Origin of the sequence: Enterococcus sp. HMSC076E04, assembly GCF_001814285.1 — a bacterium.
GTDB lineage: Bacteria > Bacillota > Bacilli > Lactobacillales > Enterococcaceae > Enterococcus_B > Enterococcus_B lactis.
On record NZ_KV815589.1, the window covers coordinates 1 to 18,955 of the forward strand.

Annotated in this window: 20 protein-coding genes and 1 other RNA gene; 10 read left to right on the forward strand and 11 right to left on the reverse strand. The window is 37.3% G+C overall.

Annotated elements, in window-relative coordinates; translation table 11 throughout:
- Positions 1-49 precede the first annotated feature (49 nt).
- The 3 genes from HMPREF2961_RS14610 to HMPREF2961_RS06305 form a co-directional block, all read right to left on the reverse strand.
- A complete protein-coding gene (locus HMPREF2961_RS14610; RefSeq protein ID WP_002334791.1) occupies positions 50-187 on the reverse strand; it encodes an XkdX family protein in 138 nt (45 codons plus the stop codon).
- Position 188: 1 nt separating this feature from the next.
- Positions 189-572, reverse strand: a complete 384-nt coding sequence (locus HMPREF2961_RS06300; protein WP_229038100.1) for a hypothetical protein — start codon at positions 570-572, stop codon at positions 189-191.
- Between the two features lie 237 nt (positions 573-809).
- On the reverse strand, positions 810-1,034 hold the full coding sequence (locus tag HMPREF2961_RS06305) for a helix-turn-helix transcriptional regulator (protein WP_025477224.1): 225 nt from the start codon (positions 1,032-1,034) through the stop codon (positions 810-812).
- Between the two features lie 154 nt (positions 1,035-1,188).
- Here HMPREF2961_RS06305 and HMPREF2961_RS06310 point away from each other — a divergent pair, with 154 nt between their 5' ends.
- The 4 genes from HMPREF2961_RS06310 to HMPREF2961_RS06325 all read left to right on the forward strand — a co-directional run bounded on the left by HMPREF2961_RS06310 (position 1,189) and on the right by HMPREF2961_RS06325 (position 4,113).
- Entirely contained in the window at positions 1,189-1,560 is a 372-nt protein-coding gene (locus HMPREF2961_RS06310) for a helix-turn-helix domain-containing protein (protein ID WP_002320147.1), read from the forward strand.
- Between the two features lie 6 nt (positions 1,561-1,566).
- A complete protein-coding gene (locus tag HMPREF2961_RS06315) occupies positions 1,567-1,995 on the forward strand; it encodes an ImmA/IrrE family metallo-endopeptidase (RefSeq protein WP_025477223.1) in 429 nt (142 codons plus the stop codon).
- Between the two features lie 65 nt (positions 1,996-2,060).
- Positions 2,061-2,729: a hypothetical protein gene (locus HMPREF2961_RS06320; RefSeq protein WP_070704341.1), complete on the forward strand. Its 669-nt coding sequence runs from the start codon at positions 2,061-2,063 to the stop codon at positions 2,727-2,729.
- A gap of 157 nt (positions 2,730-2,886) precedes the next feature.
- Positions 2,887-4,113, forward strand: a complete 1,227-nt coding sequence (locus HMPREF2961_RS06325; RefSeq protein WP_070704344.1) for a tyrosine-type recombinase/integrase — start codon at positions 2,887-2,889, stop codon at positions 4,111-4,113.
- A gap of 103 nt (positions 4,114-4,216) precedes the next feature.
- Here the strand turns inward: HMPREF2961_RS06325 and HMPREF2961_RS06330 are convergent, their stop codons facing one another.
- On the reverse strand, positions 4,217-5,563 hold the full coding sequence (locus HMPREF2961_RS06330) for a glucose-6-phosphate isomerase (protein ID WP_002290415.1): 1,347 nt from the start codon (positions 5,561-5,563) through the stop codon (positions 4,217-4,219).
- Positions 5,564-5,674: 111 nt separating this feature from the next.
- Positions 5,675-7,024 carry an NADP-specific glutamate dehydrogenase gene (gene gdhA / locus HMPREF2961_RS06335; RefSeq protein WP_070704347.1) on the reverse strand — a complete coding sequence of 450 codons (1,350 nt, stop codon included), beginning with the start codon at positions 7,022-7,024 and terminating at the stop codon, positions 5,675-5,677.
- Positions 7,025-7,140: 116 nt separating this feature from the next.
- Between gdhA and HMPREF2961_RS06340 the strand changes: the two genes are divergently transcribed.
- On the forward strand, positions 7,141-8,394 hold the full coding sequence (locus tag HMPREF2961_RS06340) for a BaiN/RdsA family NAD(P)/FAD-dependent oxidoreductase (RefSeq protein WP_070704350.1): 1,254 nt from the start codon (positions 7,141-7,143) through the stop codon (positions 8,392-8,394).
- 70 nt (positions 8,395-8,464) lie between these two features.
- On the opposite strand, the gene ybaK is transcribed toward HMPREF2961_RS06340, so the two are convergent.
- Genes ybaK through HMPREF2961_RS06355 form a run of 3 tightly spaced genes read right to left on the reverse strand, consistent with a single transcriptional unit; the run spans position 8,465 to position 10,925 of the window.
- A complete protein-coding gene (gene ybaK, locus HMPREF2961_RS06345; protein ID WP_002290411.1) occupies positions 8,465-8,950 on the reverse strand; it encodes a Cys-tRNA(Pro) deacylase in 486 nt (161 codons plus the stop codon).
- Between the two features lie 22 nt (positions 8,951-8,972).
- The gene (gene aroD, locus HMPREF2961_RS06350; protein ID WP_070704353.1) at positions 8,973-9,731 is read right to left on the reverse strand and encodes a type I 3-dehydroquinate dehydratase; all 759 of its coding nucleotides are present in this window, start codon (positions 9,729-9,731) and stop codon (positions 8,973-8,975) included.
- A gap of 15 nt (positions 9,732-9,746) precedes the next feature.
- Positions 9,747-10,925 (reverse strand): class I SAM-dependent rRNA methyltransferase, encoded by a 1,179-nt coding sequence (locus HMPREF2961_RS06355; RefSeq protein ID WP_002335832.1) that lies wholly within the window; start codon positions 10,923-10,925, stop codon positions 9,747-9,749.
- A gap of 228 nt (positions 10,926-11,153) precedes the next feature.
- Between HMPREF2961_RS06355 and HMPREF2961_RS06360 the strand changes: the two genes are divergently transcribed.
- From HMPREF2961_RS06360 to HMPREF2961_RS06370, 3 genes are all read left to right on the forward strand, one after another.
- Entirely contained in the window at positions 11,154-13,274 is a 2,121-nt protein-coding gene (locus tag HMPREF2961_RS06360; RefSeq protein ID WP_070704356.1) for an LTA synthase family protein, read from the forward strand.
- Positions 13,275-13,445: 171 nt separating this feature from the next.
- The gene (locus HMPREF2961_RS06365) at positions 13,446-14,171 is read left to right on the forward strand and encodes an FtsX-like permease family protein (protein WP_002290407.1); all 726 of its coding nucleotides are present in this window, start codon (positions 13,446-13,448) and stop codon (positions 14,169-14,171) included.
- Positions 14,161-14,670: a hypothetical protein gene (locus HMPREF2961_RS06370; protein WP_002308814.1), complete on the forward strand. Its 510-nt coding sequence runs from the start codon at positions 14,161-14,163 to the stop codon at positions 14,668-14,670. Before HMPREF2961_RS06365 ends, HMPREF2961_RS06370 begins: the two co-directional genes overlap by 11 nt.
- 72 nt (positions 14,671-14,742) lie before the next feature.
- Here the strand turns inward: HMPREF2961_RS06370 and HMPREF2961_RS06375 are convergent, their stop codons facing one another.
- Genes HMPREF2961_RS06375 through HMPREF2961_RS06385 form a run of 3 tightly spaced genes read right to left on the reverse strand, consistent with a single transcriptional unit; the run spans position 14,743 to position 17,238 of the window.
- The gene (locus HMPREF2961_RS06375) at positions 14,743-16,191 is read right to left on the reverse strand and encodes a sensor histidine kinase (protein WP_002290405.1); all 1,449 of its coding nucleotides are present in this window, start codon (positions 16,189-16,191) and stop codon (positions 14,743-14,745) included.
- Complete coding sequence (locus HMPREF2961_RS06380; RefSeq protein WP_002290404.1) at positions 16,191-16,907, reverse strand: response regulator transcription factor; 717 nt, start codon at positions 16,905-16,907, stop codon at positions 16,191-16,193. The genes HMPREF2961_RS06375 and HMPREF2961_RS06380 overlap by 1 nt, the downstream gene beginning before the upstream one ends.
- Entirely contained in the window at positions 16,888-17,238 is a 351-nt protein-coding gene (locus HMPREF2961_RS06385; RefSeq protein ID WP_002308810.1) for an SdpI family protein, read from the reverse strand. Before HMPREF2961_RS06385 ends, HMPREF2961_RS06380 begins: the two co-directional genes overlap by 20 nt.
- A gap of 143 nt (positions 17,239-17,381) precedes the next feature.
- Here HMPREF2961_RS06385 and HMPREF2961_RS06390 point away from each other — a divergent pair, with 143 nt between their 5' ends.
- Together HMPREF2961_RS06390 and ssrA are read left to right on the forward strand one after the other, a co-directional pair.
- Positions 17,382-18,155: a Cof-type HAD-IIB family hydrolase gene (locus HMPREF2961_RS06390; protein WP_070704359.1), complete on the forward strand. Its 774-nt coding sequence runs from the start codon at positions 17,382-17,384 to the stop codon at positions 18,153-18,155.
- Positions 18,156-18,326: 171 nt separating this feature from the next.
- Positions 18,327-18,693: a transfer-messenger RNA gene (ssrA, locus tag HMPREF2961_RS06395) on the forward strand.
- Positions 18,694-18,955 lie beyond the last annotated feature (262 nt).

Here is an 18,955-nt window from a genome sequence, read left to right on the forward strand (position 1 = left end):
TAAATTAATCATATTGCAACTCCTTGTATCAAAACTAAAAGCACATCAATTAAGATGCACTCTCTTCATTGTTAATAATTTTTTCTGCTTCTTCGTCTGTAATGCATAGCGGAACGAACTGTAGAACTTGATCGTCAGTAAAACAGCCCCAATCATACATCATTTTCACATCGCTAAAACTAAACATACTACTCACCTCCCTTTGAAGCTGGATTTAATTGCTCTTTAATTTCTGCAATATCCTTGCTGTTTTGAATCGAAGCAAGCATCATTTTTGAATTGATTTGTGCTAAACTATCAGCTTTTTCTTTTAATGCAGTGTTTTCCTGTTTAATTGCTACATCATTTAGCATGAGTTTGGCATTGAGCTGTTTTAGATTGCCGTTCTCGTTTTCCAGTGCCTCGTACACTGCTTCAAGATTATTTAGCTTATTGTGATCCAATACATTCGTCAAAACAATCCATCGGTTTTCTTGCGGATCAAATAATTGATCATTAATTGTTAAAGGCTCCCCATCTGAACGAATTCCTTCTAATGGTGGGACATCAGTAAACGGGACAGTCATAACCATATCATCTAACACTTTTCCGACATATTCCCCAAGTTGATCATCTGTGGCACATTTGATGATGTGAACTAGTCTCGGCCTTGCATCAAGTACGATGTTTATTTTTTCTTGTCGTGACATGAAAAGCACTCCTTTCTTAGTTAACTAATAATTTGTAGACAATTGAAACAATAATAGAAAGTAATATTGGCAAAACAATCGTACAAAATTTACCTTCAAGAAAATCCTTATCGTTCTTTTTCATTTGATCACCTCTCCATGTGTCACTTTGTTACTTTGTTGATTAAAAAAAATAGTCCAATCAAAGGATAAAACAGTGGCAATTTTCATAGCTACAAATGGACTAGGACTTCTTTTGCCACTCTCAATCATACTATAATAAGAACGCTGAATTCCTGATCTTTTAGCTACTTTTTCTTGAGTTAGATTTTGTCGCTCTCTTTTTTCAATTAGCCATTTCCTCATCATATACCTCCTATTTAAGTGTCATTTCGTTACAAATACATTATAAGTAACACATAGTTACTTGCCAATGCAAAAAGTAACAAAAGGTTACTTGTTTTTAGATTCATTTATACGTAACAGCGTGTTACCATTTATATAGAAAGTGGGTGTCGAAATGTTTCCAGAAAAAATCAAAGAATTGAGGCTTTCAAAGAAAATGACGCAACAAGAAGTTGCTGATAAGTTAGGAATTACTCGCCCTGCTTATACAGCCTATGAAAGTGGAAAGAGAGAGCCTGACTTTTCTATTCTTCAATCTTTAGCTAATATTTTTGATGTTACTACTGATTATTTATTAGGAAGAAATAAAACGCCAAAATGGGCCGATGAAAATGATTTAATTGAATTAGATAAAATGCTCGATTCCAACGTTAACATGGCTTATGGTGGTGAAACATTAACAGATGAAGAGAAACAACGGGTAAAAGATGTTTTGACAGGTCTATTTTGGGAATTTAGAAAAGAAGACAAAAGTAAAGAGAAGTGATTTTCTATGGAGATGGACGTAATTAGTCTAGTTGGCAAACTGAAGCAAAAATATAATTCAGCTAATCCCTTTACTATTTGCGAAAAAATGGATATTCAGATTAGGTATGTTCCTTTTTTGAATAATCCAAAGGGACAATTTCAAGAACTGTTAGGGCGTTCGGTTATTCTTCTAAATCACGAACTAAAGTATTCTGAAGAACGGTTCTATATTTGTGCTCACGAACTAGGTCACGCAATTTTTCATCAAGGTTTATCTAGTTATTATGTCCCTACTCGATCCTCCAGAAGCAAATCAGAAAGCGGAGCGAATTGCTTTGCCGCCAATCTTATTATTTCTCTTTATAAAGAAGATAATGATCAATACCCTAGAAAAATTGAAGATTTAACAAATTTGTATGGACTTCCTAAAAATTCATATAGATTTTTAATTTAATTGGCGACTATCACTACCTGCCTTTAAGTGGGAGTAAATATATTTTTATTGTTATGGAGGAAGAAATGAAAAAAATAGTTGGGTTAGGATTAATTCTGTTCTCTAGTATTGTACTAGGAGCATGTGGAAATAGTAATTCAAATTCTGATACGCCTAAAGAAACAACCACTGCGAGCTCTACAATGGTTTCTCTTGAATTCAGTAGCTCTGTGGAAAAAAAGACTAATCTTCTATCAAATGATTCAGATTTCGGAAAAATAGCTGATAATGTACCTGATGGAAAATCCATAGAAGTACAAGGTAAACAAGATTATTCAACCAATTTTAATGATAATTCTTGGGCGGGTGTTAACCTAAATATCGATCGGGTCTCAGTTGTGAAAACTACTGATATCAAAGACTATTCAGATAATCAATACAATGGTTTTGTAGCCGTGCATTACAACATAGATAATACACAACAAGATGTATCTATATACCCTAATCAAGCCACAATTGTAACTGACTATGGTGAGCAAGTTGATGATGGCGGAGTCTTTAATTATGATTCATGGGATGGTGACTTCATGAAAGGAACAAAAAAAGATGGTTGGGGTATCTATCCTTTATCAAAACTTCCTGTTGCATCTTCAATCAAATCTCTTCGATTGAAGATTGATTCTAGCTATGAAACTGATAATTATGATGATGAAAACTCGTATCACACATATGATATTAACTTAAATTTACAATAAAGACTGGCCTTCGGGCTTTTCTTTTTAAACGCAAAAGAACATAAGTTCGTATAAAAAACTCTGCTAATACGACGATTTTCTAAATATTCGTTCAAATAACATACCTCCCCTAAAATATTCTTATTATTAGGAATGAAATACGAAAGGATTGATTTTAATGGCTTCCATTAAAAAGTACTATTTAAAAAAATCAAAAGAATATCGTTATGAAGTCTATATATCAAATGGAATTGATCCTGGTACTAAGCTACAGAAAAAGATTCATAAAAAAGGGTTTAAAAGTCATGAAGAAGCAGAAAGATTCGCAAAAATTGTCGAAGGCGAAATAGCTTCGGAAGAATATACACAAAAAAACCCTAAAAATTTGACTATAGAAAAGTTTATGGACGATTGGATTAATAACTATAAAATGAATGTTAAAGAAGGAACAAGAATTGTTCACAGAGCAAATATAAAAATGTACATCAATCCATATATTGGAAAATATAAACTAGATAAATATACTAGAGCTGATCATCAAAGATTCATCAATCAGTTACTTACTAAAAAGGGTTTGGGGAGAACTAAGGAAGGTCTCTCAGTAACAACAGCCAAAAGTATTAACGCCACTCTTAGCAATGCTTTCAAAAAAGCTATTCAGTTAGGATATATAAAGAATAACCCTACTACTAGTTTTGTTGAGTTTCCAAGAAATCCATCTGATAAAAAGAAAGTTAAATATTATACTTTTGATCAATCTGAACTATTTCTCGAATTTGCCAAAAAAGAAAAATCATTTATATGGTATCCCTTTTTTCTTATTATATTTGATCAAGGATTGCGAAAATCAGAAGCTTTAGGGCTTCAATGGGCTGATATTGATTTTTCTCAGAATACACTTAATATTAATCGTGAACGACTTGGGGCTGCTGAAAAAGGACCTAACAAAGGTTTGATTATTACAGATGACACAAAAACCCCATCTGGTACACGATCATTGCCTATGACAAAACGAGTAAAGAAAGCCTTATTGACTTTAAGAAATCAAGTAATAAAAGAATTTGGTTTTTTACCTGAAACAGATGACCACGAAGCATTTATTTTTATAAATACTTACGGTAAAAATAAAGGTATTCCAATAAGAGATCGAACCGTTAACGGTGCTTCTCATAGAATTGAAAAACGTGCCAGTCTCCCCCACATAACTGTGCATGATGGTAGACATACTTTTGCAGCTAGAACGAGACAAGCGGGAATACCTTTAGAAGATATCAAAGATTTTTTAGGTCATAAAGATGTTTCTACTACACAAGTCTATGCCCATATTTCTCCCGAAGTGAAAAAAAGATCAATGAATCAACTAGAAAACTATATAGAAGAGCAAATAAAAAAGCACTCAAATTGAGTGCTTTTTTTAAGTTCACTATCACTAAAACTATCACTAATTTTATTTAGAAGCGAACATGTTTCTATCACTGATTTTTTAAATCTAGCGAGAAACCCTTATCTTACAGGCGTTCGTTCAATTCTTTAGCAAGGTCTTCAAAGCCTGGTTTGCCTAGAAGTGCGAACATGTTTTTCTTGTAAGCTTCTACACCTGGTTGGTCGAATGGGTTGATGCCATTCAAGTAACCTGAAATACCTACAGCAATTTCAAAGAAGTACATTGTGTAACCCAATGTGTAAGCATCCATTTCTGGAATTTTGACTAGCAAGTTAGGTACGTCACCGTCTGTATGAGCAAGCAATGTTCCTTCAAATGCTTTTGTATTTACGAAGTCCACTTCTTTTCCTTGCAAGTAGCCTAGACCGTCTAAGTCTTCTGCTTGTTCAGGAATCGTGATTGATTTACGAGGTTTTTCAACTTTCACAACTGTTTCAAAAATGTTGCGGCGTCCTTCTTGGATGAATTGTCCTAAAGAGTGCAAATCAGTTGAGAAGTTTGCGCTTGAAGGATAGATGCCTTTTTGGTCTTTTCCTTCAGATTCGCCATACAATTGCTTCCACCATTCTGAGAAGTATTGCATTCCTGGTTCATAATTGATCAATAACTCAGTTACTTTGCCTTTACGGTAAAGAATGTTGCGCATTGCTGCGTATTGGTAAGCTTCGTTTTCTTCTAGTTTGTCGCTTGAATAAGCTTTGCTTGCATCAGCAGCTCCTTGCATCAATGCGTCGATATCTGCTCCACTAACAGCGATTGGTAACAAACCAACAGCAGTCAATACAGAGAAACGTCCGCCGATGTCATCAGGAATCACGAAAGTTTCCCAACCTTCTGCATCTGCTTCTACTTTAACTGCACCTTTTGCTTTATCTGTTGTAGCGTAGATACGTTTGTTTGCTTCTTCTTGTCCGTATTTCTTAACAAGAAGCTCTTTGAATACACGGAAAGCAATCGCTGGTTCAGTAGTTGTTCCAGATTTTGAAATAACGTTTACTGAAAAGTCGCGATCACCGATTACTTCGATCAAATCAGCGATATATGTTGAGCTGATTGAATTTCCGGCAAAGAAGATTTGTGGTGCTTTGCGTGTGTCGCTATCTAATAGATTGAAGAATGTGTGATTCAAGAAGTCGATCGCTGCACGAGCGCCTAAATAAGAACCACCGATACCGATAACAACTAATACTTCAGAATCAGATTGGATTTTTTTAGCTGCTTCTTTGATACGTGCAAATTCTTCTTTGTCATAGTTCGTTGGTAAATCGATCCAGCCGCGGAAGTCGCTTCCTGCACCAGTTCCTTCCCGTAATTCGTTGTGGGCTGCTGTTACTTGGCTTTGCATGTACCCTAACTCATGTTCATTGACAAACGGTGCTACTTTTGAATAGTCAAAATGAATGTGTGCCATTTGTTCTCCTCCTTATAGGTTTACTCTACAGGTAATACTTTACGTTTTTTTTTATTATTTTTCAAGCAAATAAACAAAATGCTGACAATATTTCCAAGAAAATTTCATTTTTTAAACTAAACCTTCTGCTGCCATTGCTTTGGCAACTTTTTCAAATCCAGCAACATTTGCTCCAAGAAGCAAGTTCTTTTCATCGCCATACTCAGCGGCTGTTTGGCGACACGTATGGTAAATCTTTTCCATGATTTGATCCAGCTGCTCATCCACTTTTTCTCTTTCCCAAGTCAATCGCTGGGCGTTCTGACTCATTTCTAAAGCAGATACTGCCACACCTCCAGCATTAGCAGCTTTTCCTGGACAATACCACACGTCTGCTTCATGAAGAACAGAAACAGCTTTTACTGTACATGGCATATTAGCGCCTTCTGCTACGATTTTGATCCCATTTTCTACTAAGATTTCAGCCAAGCTTTCGTCTATTTCATTTTGAGTAGCACATGGCAAAGCGATATCCGCCTTTTCTTTCAATGTCCAAACAGATTCTCCAGCATGATAAACAGCAGAAGGACGTTGGTTCGCGTATTCCGTCAAACGTTGTCTATTGATTTCTTTGACTTCTTTCAATAGTTTCACATCTATTCCTTCTGGATCATAGATGTACCCGTTGGAATCTGAACATGTAACCACTTTCCCGCCTAGCTCTTGCACTTTTTCGATTGCATAAATAGCTACATTCCCGCTTCCGGAAACAAAAACTGTTTTTTGATTAAATGAATCTTTTTCTTCGTTCAATAGATGTTTGACATAATACACTAATCCATATCCAGTCGCTTCTGTACGTATCTTGCTTCCCCAGAAATCTAGAGGTTTACCTGTCAACACACCAGTATCATATTTTTTCAATCGTTTATATTCGCCGAACAAATAGCCGATTTCTCTAGCTCCTACACCGATATCTCCCGCAGGAACATCAATCGATGGCCCGATATGTTTTGACAATTCCAACATGAAACTTTGACAAAAACGCATGATTTCATTATCAGATTTCCCTTTAGGATCGAAATCACTCCCACCTTTTCCCCCACCGATTGGCAGACCAGTTAAACTATTCTTGAAAATCTGTTCAAAAGCCAAAAATTTTAAGATACTTAGGTTGACACTGGGATGGAAGCGTAATCCACCTTTATAAGGGCCGATAGCTGAATTGTATTGGATACGATAGCCTCTATTTACTCGCCAGTTTCCTTTATCATCTTGCCAAGGTACTCGAAATTGAATAATTCTTTCTGGTTCTGTTAAAAGTTCTAAAATATTCTTTTCGATATATTCGGGATGAGTGTCCAAAAAAGACATTACTGTGGGCATAAATTCATCGATTGCTTGTAAAAATTCTTCTTGTCCTTGATCCTTTTGATGTAGCTTTTCTTGAATTGCTTGAACATATTCTGTTGCGTTTGTCATCGTTCCACGCTCCTTTGCTTATCTTCCCTCATTTTAGCTCATTTTCTCTTTTGGCTCAAAACATTTTTTTCTGTTTTCTTTCTTCAAATATGCTACACTTTCCTTGAGGTGAGGGAATGGAAAAACTGTATGATGTGATCGTAGTCGGCGCTGGAACAAGCGGGATGATGGCAGCGATCAGTGCAGCTGAACAAGGCGCACGCGTACTTTTGATTGAAAAAAACAAAAAAGCAGGGAAAAAACTACTGATGACAGGTGGTGGTCGGTGCAACGTCACGAATAATCGTCCTGTTGATGATTTAATCGCACATATTCCTGGAAATGGAAAGTTTTTATATAGTACATTTGCGCAATGGAATAATTTCGATATCATGAACTTCTTTGAATCACAAGGCGTACATTTAAAAGAAGAGGATCATGGACGGATGTTTCCTGTGACAAATAAATCAAAAACGATTATCGAAGCATTACTTAATCGTCTGAAAGAACTAGATGTGACGATCCTATTCTCTACTCGAGTAGAGAAATTGATCCACAAAGAACATAAAATTTACGGTATACGCACGGAATTCGAAGAGTTCCATGCTCCTGCCGTTATCTTAACGACTGGTGGTCGGACTTATCCCTCTACTGGTTCTACTGGAGATGGGTACAAGATCGTGAAGCGAGTAGGTCACACGGTGACGCCTCTTTATGCGACAGAGTCCCCCTTGATATCGGATGAACCGTATATTCAAGAGAAAATACTTCAAGGGCTTTCTTTACAGGACATCACTTTACGTGTTCTAAATAAAAAAGGCCGTGTATTGACTGAACATACGATGGATTTGCTTTTCACCCATTTCGGTATTTCTGGTCCGGCTGCACTGCGTTGTTCAAGTTTTGTCAATAAAGAATTAGAGAAAACGGGAGAACCAGTGACGCTTTCTCTGGATTGTTTCCCTACACAAACCAAACAAGAGCTTATTCATTTATTGACAGAAAAAAGTAAAGCCACCAAAAAGAACTTAGTAAATGCTTGGCACGGTCTATTACCTGAGCGATTGTTGGTTTTCTTTCTTGAGCGGCTTGAAATGGACAGCCTAACAGGACAACAAGCCTCTCAAAAACAAATTCAAGATTTCGTTCAATTATGCAAAGAGTTTAAGCTATCAATCAACAAGACTTTTCCTATTGAGAAATCATTTGTAACTGGCGGAGGGGTTTCTCTAAAGGAAATTCATCCTAAAACGTTGGAGAGTAAAATCATTGATGGTCTGTATTTTGCCGGAGAATTACTGGATGTCAATGGTTATACTGGCGGCTTTAATATCACAGCGGCTTTCGCTACAGGACATGTAGCAGGAATGAATGCTGGGCAAAGAGCATAATGTATAAAAAAGAAAGAAGGAGACTGGGCAAACAACATCCCGGCCTCCTTCTTTCTTTTATACGTATGATTTATTGTTTTATATCTGCAAATTGTCCGCTCGTTAATGCACAGATATCTTGAGGAGCTAATTCCATCTGCAGCCCTCTTCTGCCAGCTGATACAATGATTTGATCATAGTTTTCTGCGATTTGATCTAAATAAGTAGGAAATAGTTTTTTCATTCCTATAGGCGAGCAGCCACCACGTATGTATCCGGTCGTTGCTTCCAAATCTTTCAAATGAAGCATTTCTACTTTTTTATTCCCTGAAACTTTTGCTAATTTTTTTAGATTCAATTCGGCTTCTCCTGGTATCACAGCAACAAGAGGCCCCGTCACATTGCCCACAGCAACCAGTGTTTTAAATATACGAGATTGGCTCTCTGGGAGCTGTTCGGCGACAGAGGACGCACTTAGGTGGTTTTCGTCCCATTCATATTCGTGTTCTGTATAGGGAATCTTTTTTTGTTCGACCATACGGATCGCATTCGTTTTTACTATTTTTTTCTTTGCCAAAAAATATCACCTCAAACTTGTTCTACAACGGTTCATTTAATAATTGGATAATTTGCTTCAATGCTTTGACCGGTAATTGTCCTGGAGCAGAAACAGAATCACTGTTTAAGGAACCAAACGTCATGACGGAGCCTGTCGTTCCGCCAGCCAGACGAGAAATTTTCCCCAGATCGCCCATAGACATCGTAATGATAGGCATGGAGACAAAAGCATTTGCCCGTCTAGTCAACTCCATCAACCGCAAAACATCTCGTTCATTGTTGGGAGTCACTGCCAACTTTCCGATATCAGCGCCAAAATATTCCATGACATTCAGTCGGTAAAGCAAGACAGGGTCAGCTGGTGTTTCTTTAAAATCATGACTACTGATGATCAAAGGGATATCTAAAGATTTGATTTCCTCTATCAGTCCTTTCCCTAAACTTTCAACTTTGAACAACTCGATATCGACCATATCTACTAATCCAGTGTGTATCACATGTTCATAAAGATCGCGATACTGACGGATCGATATGTCTTGTTCTCCGCCTTCAGCTAAGGTACGGAACGTAAATAATAACGGCAATCCATCAAGCATCTCATGGATAAGAACCAATGTTTCTGCAACTTCATCAAAAGAAAAAACCTTACGATAATGATCGACTCGCCATTCTACTAAGTCGGCCCCTGCTTCACGTGCAAGAACTGCTTCACGTAATACTTCCTCTCGGACGGCTCCGATAAGAGGCGCACAAATCTTTGGTCTACCGCTTCCTATATTCAATCCCTTTATCCGAACCACTCTGCATCGCTCCTTCTAATGGTTATTTTTAATTTGATAAACAAACACTTTCAGATAATTGCCTTCTAAAAAGGTATCCGTCGTCTGGAAATCTTTTGGCAGACGATATAAAGCAAGTTGTTCAAAAGAAACATTCTTGGCATGGAATTCCTCTTCGATCATTGTTTGGAATTGTTCGATCGAGACATTCGCAGCATTTGTAGACGCAATAAGTATCCCATCTTCTGCTAAAATATCCAGACTATCCTTGATCAGTTCCCCATAATCTTTTGCTACGCGAAAGACTTTTTTCTTGTTTCTGGCAAAACTTGGTGGATCCAATACAATCATGTCATATAAAAATTGTTTTCTTTTTGCGTATTTGAAGTACTCGAATACGTCCATAACAATGATTTTTTGCTGATCGACATCCAGGCCATTCACTTCAAACTGTTCCTGTGTTTTTTTCAAACTGCGTTTTGCTAGATCGACACTTGTCGTTTCGATTGCCCCTCCCATTGCGGCAGCAACAGAAAAGGCGCCGGTATAACTAAACATATTCAAAACTGTTTTCCCAGAAGCGAAACCTTCTGCTAATGATCCCCGTACTTCTTTTTGGTCTAGAAAGATACCAGTCATTAATCCTTCATTCAAATAAACGGCAAATTTTACTCCGTTTTCTTTTACGACCAAGGGCTCCGGTGCCTCTTTTCCGTAAATGAACTGGCTCTCAGGCAGATTCACTGATTCAAAACGAATTTTCTCATATCCGCCGATGATTTCCGGATAGATTTCACGAAAAGCTTGAATCAATAATTCACGATGTGTATATAACGTCTCGTTATACCAAGAAAAAACAGCATAACCTGCATAATAATCAATAATCAGACCGCCGATTCCGTCTCCTTCTCCATTGAATATACGAAAAGCGGTAGTAGAATCATCTGAAAAAAAGAAAGTTCTTTTTTCTTTTGACTTCACAAAAAGTTCTTCAAAAAATGATTGATCAAATGGGATATCCTGCTGGCTCAATACCCAACCGATCCCTTTATTCTGCTTTCCTAGATATCCTTTTGCGATAAATTGGTTTTGCGGATCAACTAATTCCACCCATTGCGTGGTTTCTTTTTGGGGATGTGCAAGGTCTTCTTTTTGGATCAGTGGGTATCCTTTTTTTAATCGACTGCTTGCTCTTTTTTTTACTTGTACTTTCATTCCTTCACCTGCTTTAGCTTTCTCTTCTCAAGTATAACAAAAAACATAGGACTTGTCTTACTGCTCCTTTTTCATCAAGCTTAAAGAAAAACTTAATGAAACAGCACAAAGTTCTGGTTTCAATTGACACTATATTGTCATACTAGTAAAATAAATGAGAATAAGTGAGCTGTGTAACATGGTTTCATGACACTTCTGTGATTAAGAAGTGCAGAAAGGAAGATTATCTTGAAATATATAAAAACACCTGCCTTTTTGAATAAGAGGCTCGGATTTTTTTCTTTACTAGTCGTTTTACTTTGGTTGAAAACGATTTTTGCCTATTTGGTCGATTTCCATCTTGGAATTGAAAGTGGCATTCAATACTTTATCTTGTTTATCAATCCTATTGCAACTACACTGTTATTACTTGGAATTGCTCTTTATATCAGACGCCCCAGAGTTGCTTATATCACGATGATGGTCATTTATTTTCTTTTGACATTGCTTGTTTTTTCGAATGTCACTTATTATCGAGAATTCACGGACTTCATTACGATCAACACGATTTTAGGTGCTGGGAAAGTAGCAAGTGGTCTGGGAGAAAGTGCCATTCGACTGTTTCGCCCATATGACGTGATCTATTGGATCGATTTCATTATCTTGACTGTTCTACTGATCGCCAAAAAAATCAAGTTGGACCCTCGTCCGATTCGAGCAAGAATGGCTTTTGCGATCTCTACATTAGCCGTTATGATTTTCTCAGGAAATCTTTTTATGGCGGAAGCTGATCGTCCCGAATTATTGACTCGTACATTCTCTCGGGATTATTTGGTTAAATATCTTGGCTTGAATGCTTTCATGGTTTACGACGGCGTTCAAACTTACCAGACAAACCAAGTGCGGGCAGAAGCAAGCCCCAATGATATGAAAGAAGTAGAAAATTATGTAAAAGAACATTACGCAGCACCAAATGATGATTTGTTTGGACTTGCTAAAGGAAAAAATGTGATTTATATCCATTTAGAAAGCTTCCAACAATTCTTGATCGATTATAAATTGACAGATGAGAATGGTGTCCAACATGAAGTTACACCTTTCATCAATAGTCTTTATCACAGCAACAGCACGTTCAGTTTTGACAACTTTTTCCATCAAGTAAAAGCAGGAAAAACAAGTGATGCGGAAACGCTGATGGAAAATTCATTGTTTGGCTTGAATCAAGGCTCCTTGTTCACACAATTAGGCGGAAAAAATACTTTCCAAGCTGCACCTGATATTTTAAGTCAAACAGAAGGCTACACGAGTGCCGTGTTTCATGGGAACGCCGGCACATTCTGGAATCGAAACGAGACCTATAAGAATTTAGGATATGATTATTTCTTCGATTCTTCTTATTATGACGTTAATGATGACAATTCGTTCCAATACGGTTTGCATGATAAACCATTTTTCCAACAATCTGTACAATACTTGGAACGTCTGCAACAACCATTTTATTCAAAATTCATTGCTGTATCTAACCATTATCCTTATTCGAAATTCACCAATGACGAAGCTGGATTCCCGTTAGCCAATACAAACGATGAGACGATTAACGGTTACTTCGCGACAGCCAATTATTTAGACACTGCCGTACAAGAATTCTTCAACTATTTGAAAGAAAGCGGCTTGTATGATAATTCAGTTATCGTTCTTTACGGTGACCATTATGGTGTCTCGAATTCTAGAAATAAAAATCTAGCTGAACTAGTTGGAAAAACAAGTTCTACTTGGACAAATTATGACAATGCACAAATGCAGCGTGTCCCTTATATGATCCATATTCCTGGACAAACACAAGGCGGGATCAATCACACTTATGGCGGCCAAGTTGATGCTTTGCCTACACTGCTCCATTTACTAGGTGTAGATACAAAAAATTATATTCAGTTAGGACAAGATCTATTCTCGAAAGATCATGAACAGCTTGTTTCTTTCCGTGATGGCGATTTTGTTACTCCAAAATATACTTACTACGGTGGTACCATCTACAGTAACGAAACTGGTGAAGCCATTACTGAACCTACTGAGGAAGTACAGAATGAAATTGATTCACTCAAAGAAAAAGTTGATAAACAGTTAGCTGTTTCTGATCAAATCAATAACGGTGATCTTCTTCGTTTCTATACGAATAGTGGGTTAGACCCAATTGATACCAGTGATTATGACTACAAGAATGGTTTAGGGAAATTAAAAGAAGCTGAAAAATCTCTAGGTGACAAATCAACTAGTGTCTTTAGTCAACACAACGGACAATCAACTGTGGATCTTTATAAAACACAAACGTATCAAGAACTTCACGGAACGACCACAAGTTCTTCCGAATGATAAAACAAATCTGAAAAGAGCTGCGACAAACATCTTGTCGCAGCTCTTTTTTCACAACCTCTTGCTTTTTGCAAGAGGTTTCCTGGTTTTGGTTTTAATTCGTGATTTTACTAAAGGAATTTCATACTTTATTCATATTCATTTTTTATACTTTTTATAGAGGTGAAAAGTATGAAAATGATCCGCTATGCTACTGCTCGATTAATTTATTACAAAAAGCAGACAATACTCTATTGTTTATTTTCAAGCTTTTCTGCTTTTTTATTGATAGCATGCCTGACTCTCTACCATTTGCAATCGGCTTTAGCGAATCAAGTCCAAGATCGGCTTTCATTTATTGGTGCTTCTGCATCTACGGAGCTTCTTCCGGCTTTAGAATTAGCTAGCCGATTTTATCTAAAAGGCATATTCAGTTTATTTTTTCTATTTGCCTTCTTTTTTATCTTTTTCTTTTACTATTCACTCAGGCAAAACCAGCAAGAATTGATGAATTGGCGCCTGACTGGTCTTTCTAAAGCCAAACTGTTCCTTTTTATTTTTTGGCAGCTGTTCTTTCCTCTCTTTCTTTGTTGTATCTTGGTTTTATTGTGGATCGTCAGCTTCCAGTCGGTTTATGAAACACTGCTTCAAAGGATCAATTTTCTTGTCTTAAAGACTGCTGAGCTGCCAGATATCCGTGATATCTTGACTTCAGTAAGCGGACTTACGATTCCGATGGATCAGCAGACTTTCTTTACTATCGATTTTCAAAATGATCTGTTTTTCACAGATATTCTTAGAGGCTTTGCCCAAACACTTGTTGGACTTAGCGGGTGCTGTCTGATTCTCAGCCTATTGCCATTCACTTTTTTTATCCATCACTTGCAAAGCAGGAGGTCTAAACGTAATGAAACCTGAATATTTGATTAACGCTGACCATTTGACCGTTATCTTGTGTCCCCTCGAAAAACAGGATAAGATATTGGAACATTTAAAAAAAGAAGTTCTAGTTGCTAATCTGGAAAATTTCGCCATCGTTCAAAAAGATTGGCCAATGTTTCCTTACCTAAAGCTCAAAGACCATGTGCTGTTAGATTTACCAGAAAAGGGAATCAAACAAGATCGTTTAGCCTATCAAGAAAAACTTGATATCTCTTCTTCGTTACTTAATTGTGCGGCGACTGAGCTTACGCCTTTTGAGAAAGTAAAGCTTCAATTGCTTCATGCGTTGCTTTCCAAACGAAACAATATTGTTATTGAAGATACATTTGATGAACTTAGCATATTGGAGATTCAAGAACTGCTCCACTTGCTTTCTTATTTAGCTCATGAAGAAAATCAAGGTATCTTACTCTTTACGCATGACGCTACTATTGCCCAGAGTCCTTACATTGATCGTTTAGAGCCTGCGGGTTAAATCAGTCATTTTATAATAAAAAAACAAGCGATATAGAAGATCGATTCATGATCTTTTATATCACTTGTTTTTTTATTCTTCTTTGATTTCTACGTCAGGCAAACGAACAGTGAATTTCGTTCCTTTTCCTAGTTCGCTTTCTACTTCTAATTTTCCTTTGTGCAGGCGAACAAGCTGCTGCACGATTGGTAAACCTAATCCTGATTCACCATATTTTGTATTTTTTCTTGAAGGATCTACTTTATAATAGCGATCCCATATACTTTTCATTTGTTGTTCAGACATTCCAATTCCCGTATCTTCGATCGTGATGATCGTTTCAAGATAGCCTTTTTCCAGGGTGACCATGATTTGGCCGTTTTCGGTAAATTGTATCGCGTTTTGAATAATATTGACCATGATTTGGACAAAACGGTCATAATCCGCGTAAACATCGATATCATCATCGGCTTTCAGTGTCAACGTATCCCCTGCTGCCTCTGCTTTAGCTTCTAACTGGGCAACAATATTCCTCAATGTTTCTGTACCATTGAATTTTTTAATGACCATACTGATTTGATTCGTACGGATTTTTTCATAATCCAAATTTTCATTTACTAAACGGATCAGACGCTCTGTTTCATTCTTCATCAATTTAATCGCGTTTTCTCGCTGATTCTCAGGGATTGCATTGTATTCCAACCCTTCCAGAAGACCGTTGATTGTCGTAAGAGGTGTTCTCATCTCATGGGAAGCATCTGCCATGAATTGTCTTCGACGATTTTCTTGTTCTTCGATTTCTGCTTGAGATTCTTTCAGTGAATTCGTCATTTTATTGAAATCATCTGCTAACTCATCAAATTCATCTTTATCATGTACGGGAAGCTGTACATCAAAATTGCCATTCGTCACTTCTTTCGTCGCATTCCTTAAACGATTGATCCGCTTGACTTGGAATGCTGCAAAAGCATAACTGGCAATGACCGCCACAATACTGGAAAAAATGAAACCTTTGAACAGGTTCAGTGTAATTGGACGAACACTGTTATCGATATTTCGCGCAGGTTGACTGACTACAAGTGCTCCATAGAATTCATGATTCAAATTGAATGGTACAAGTGCGTAAGAGGTCGCCTGTGCTTGCCCTAAAATGTTTTTATTCGATGTGAATTTCTCTTGACGCCCACTCCTCAGATTTTTCCATTGATCCGTTGTTAAGGTAAAGTTCAGCAATGCTGTATTGGTCGGATAAATGACACGTTCATTTTTGTCGATGAATATAAAATTCACATTTTGTTCTGTCAGTACTTGCTCCGTCAGCAGCAATGCATTTTGAAATGCCTGATCTTGACTAAACTGCGGAAGTGTATCGGCATAGGTCTGCGTTGTCTTTTCAACTGATTCAGCATATCCAAACAGTTGCTGATAATTGTTTTCTTCAATCGTCTGTTTTGTCAGTTGCGTAAAAGAAACTCCGACGATCAATAAGATCAACGCGACCATTCCGCAAAAAGCTAAGAGTTGCTGATACAAATAACGCATTAGGCAACACCAGAATCATCAAATTTGTAGCCGACTCCCCAAACAGTTTGGATAACTTGTGGTCCGACCTTTTCAATTTTTTGACGCAATTTCTTGATATGGGCATCTACTGTCCGTTCATCACCAAAATACTGGTAATCCCAGACTAGTTCAAGCAACTGTTCCCGAGAAAATACTTGTCGTGGTTTTTTTGCTAAAGTAAACAATAGATCGAATTCTTTAGGCGTCAAGCCTTCGATGGGCCGATTGTCCAGATATGCTTCTCGTGTTTTCGTATTCATCTTGAAATGACTGGTCTCAATATCAAAATGATCATCTGAAACCGCTGCTTCTTCTCTTGCTTCTGCCAACTCGCTACGGCGATGTAAAGCTTTCATTCGAGCAATAAGCGTCAGCGGACTGAAAGGTTTCGTCACATAATCATCTGCCCCCATCTCTAAGCCAATCACCTGATCACTTTCAGAATCTCTAGCTGTCAGCATGATAATCGGCACTGTGCTTGAAACTTTGCGGATCTCTCTTCCTACTAGCATGCCGTCCATTGTAGGCAAATTCAAGTCCAATGTAATCATGTCCCAGTGTTGGGGGTTTTCTAAAAAGGCGTCGAGCCCTTCTTTTCCATCATATTTGAAGGTTGCTTCCCAACCTTCATTTAAGAAAAACATCTGCATCATTTCAGAAACAGATTGATTATCTTCAATCATTAAAATATTCATTATCGTTCCCTCCAGTTTCCAGGTCATATCTCTGTAATTTTTTTTCTGTCATAATAAAAATGGGCATAATTGGAAATACCAATAATAGCATTTCGATCAAAAAATAATTCGTATGTCCAGATATCTTTAAATAATAACCGATCAATGTCATCAGTAAGCCCATAAGGAAAAACCAGTTCCCGCTTGTCTTTTGTGCTAGTCGCCAATGAGCGTCTGTTTTTGCGGCAAGAGGCGAATGGTACCCATAAAAAGGCAGGTTTCCTTTTGAGGGCAGAATCCGAAAAAGACTGCCAATTATTAAGAATAAGATACCAATACTGAAAAAAATCATTCTTTCCCTCCTAAATTCTCTTCTTATAGTATACTCTATATTGTTGACTGAACCAATATGTTCAGGAATTCTTCACGAAAGGTTTGTCTTTTGTTCATTCTTTGTTAAGATAAACTTATTCCAATAAAAAAGGAGTTTTATTTGTGTCAAATTATCGTGCAATCACTTTCTTTGATCTTGATGGAACATTACTAGATGCGAAGTCAAAAATCACACCCGAAGTGGCAAAAGCTATGAACGCATTAAAAGAAAACAACGTTCTTCCCGTCATCGCCACAGGACGTACAGAAGCAGAAATCCACTCGATCATGGAAGATGCGGGCATTACTTCTGCAGTCACCATGAACGGTTCTTTCATTCGAGTAAACGGTGAAGAAATCTACTCTCAGACATTTTCTTCAGAAGAATGTCAAAAAATGTATGATCATGTACAGTTGAATGGGCACGAACTTTCTTACTATAACGACCAGAAAATCTGGTGTACCGGTCATAGCCAAACAATGATCGAGGCTTATGACTTTATCCATTCAGATGTGCCGGAAATAGATCCTCTAGGCTTTAAAGACAATACAGTAAATATGTTACTTATCTTATCTCAATCGGGTGACGAATACTATCATGAACATTTTCCTGAGCTAACTTTTTATCGGAATGGTCCTTACTCGATTGATACAGTGAAGAAAGGAATCTCAAAAGGCGCAGGTGTCAAACGACTGAAGAAAGAACTTCAATTAGAAGAAGTTCCTACTTTTGGATTTGGCGATGGTCCGAATGATTTTGCCTTGTTGGAAGCTTGCGACAACAAAATCGCTATGGGCAATGCCTATGATGGATTAAAAGAGCTTTCTACTTTCATCACAAAGAAAAATACAGAAGGCGGGATTGTCCACGCATTGAAGCATTTTGATCTGATTTAAGGACATTTTTTCGAAACTGGACCCTTTCTAAAAAAAATCACTTATTTTTTCTTAAGAAAGGGACAGTTTTTATATAAATAATGGGGTATCATCCGCTTTTTTATTGAATTTATCCCAAGATGTGCTATACTGATTTTGTATGAAAAATACACGTAACCCTTGTTAGCTAACGGGGACGTTACGGATTCGACAGGCACAGTCGAGCTTGAATTGCGTTTCGTAGGTTACGTCTACGTAAAAACGTTACAGTTAAATATAACTGCTAAAAACGAAAACAACTCTTACGCTTTAGCTGCCTAAAAACAGTTAGCGTAGATCCTCTCGGCATCGCCCATGTGCTCGAGTAAGGGTCCTAACTTTAGTGGGATACGTTTCAACTTTCCGTCTGTAAGTTGAAAAAGAGAATATCAGACTAGCGATACAGAATGCCTGTCACTCGACAAGCTGTAAAGCGAAACCTCAAATGAGTTGACTATGAACGTAGATTTTTAAGTGGCGATGTGTTTGGACGCGGGTTCGACTCCCGCCGTCTCCATTGTGAGATTTCACCAGATTTCGCTAGATGCTTAAATCCTTATTTTATAAGGGTTTGAGCATTTTTTGTTTTCGCTGATTTTCGTTAAATGAATGAAAATGGCATTCAAAATGGCATTCAAAATAGCATTCAAAAAAAACATTTTTTAATATATATGTTCCATCCATATTGTCAACGCTATTCCTACTTTACAAAAAGAACATTAGTTCGTATACTCTTTTTTAGGTGAATATTATGTTGATGGAAGGAAAAACACAATTATGGT

Coding starts and splice junctions, on each gene's coding strand:
- HMPREF2961_RS06385 (WP_002308810.1), bottom strand. CDS start 17,238: ATGATTTTTTTCAGTATTGGTATCTTATTCTTAATAATTGGCAGTCTT.
- HMPREF2961_RS06325 (WP_070704344.1), top strand. CDS start 2,887: ATGGCTTCCATTAAAAAGTACTATTTAAAAAAATCAAAAGAATATCGT.
- HMPREF2961_RS06375 (WP_002290405.1), bottom strand. CDS start 16,191: ATGCGTTATTTGTATCAGCAACTCTTAGCTTTTTGCGGAATGGTCGCG.
- gdhA (WP_070704347.1), bottom strand. CDS start 7,024: ATGACAAACGCAACAGAATATGTTCAAGCAATTCAAGAAAAGCTACAT.
- HMPREF2961_RS06340 (WP_070704350.1), top strand. CDS start 7,141: ATGGAAAAACTGTATGATGTGATCGTAGTCGGCGCTGGAACAAGCGGG.
- HMPREF2961_RS06310 (WP_002320147.1), top strand. CDS start 1,189: ATGTTTCCAGAAAAAATCAAAGAATTGAGGCTTTCAAAGAAAATGACG.
- HMPREF2961_RS06330 (WP_002290415.1), bottom strand. CDS start 5,563: ATGGCACACATTCATTTTGACTATTCAAAAGTAGCACCGTTTGTCAAT.
- HMPREF2961_RS06370 (WP_002308814.1), top strand. CDS start 14,161: ATGAAACCTGAATATTTGATTAACGCTGACCATTTGACCGTTATCTTG.
- HMPREF2961_RS06380 (WP_002290404.1), bottom strand. CDS start 16,907: ATGAATATTTTAATGATTGAAGATAATCAATCTGTTTCTGAAATGATG.
- HMPREF2961_RS06355 (WP_002335832.1), bottom strand. CDS start 10,925: ATGAAAGTACAAGTAAAAAAAAGAGCAAGCAGTCGATTAAAAAAAGGA.
- HMPREF2961_RS06305 (WP_025477224.1), bottom strand. CDS start 1,034: ATGAGGAAATGGCTAATTGAAAAAAGAGAGCGACAAAATCTAACTCAA.
- HMPREF2961_RS06300 (WP_229038100.1), bottom strand. CDS start 572: ATGGTTATGACTGTCCCGTTTACTGATGTCCCACCATTAGAAGGAATT.
- HMPREF2961_RS14610 (WP_002334791.1), bottom strand. CDS start 187: ATGTTTAGTTTTAGCGATGTGAAAATGATGTATGATTGGGGCTGTTTT.
- HMPREF2961_RS06315 (WP_025477223.1), top strand. CDS start 1,567: ATGGAGATGGACGTAATTAGTCTAGTTGGCAAACTGAAGCAAAAATAT.
- HMPREF2961_RS06365 (WP_002290407.1), top strand. CDS start 13,446: ATGAAAATGATCCGCTATGCTACTGCTCGATTAATTTATTACAAAAAG.
- HMPREF2961_RS06320 (WP_070704341.1), top strand. CDS start 2,061: ATGAAAAAAATAGTTGGGTTAGGATTAATTCTGTTCTCTAGTATTGTA.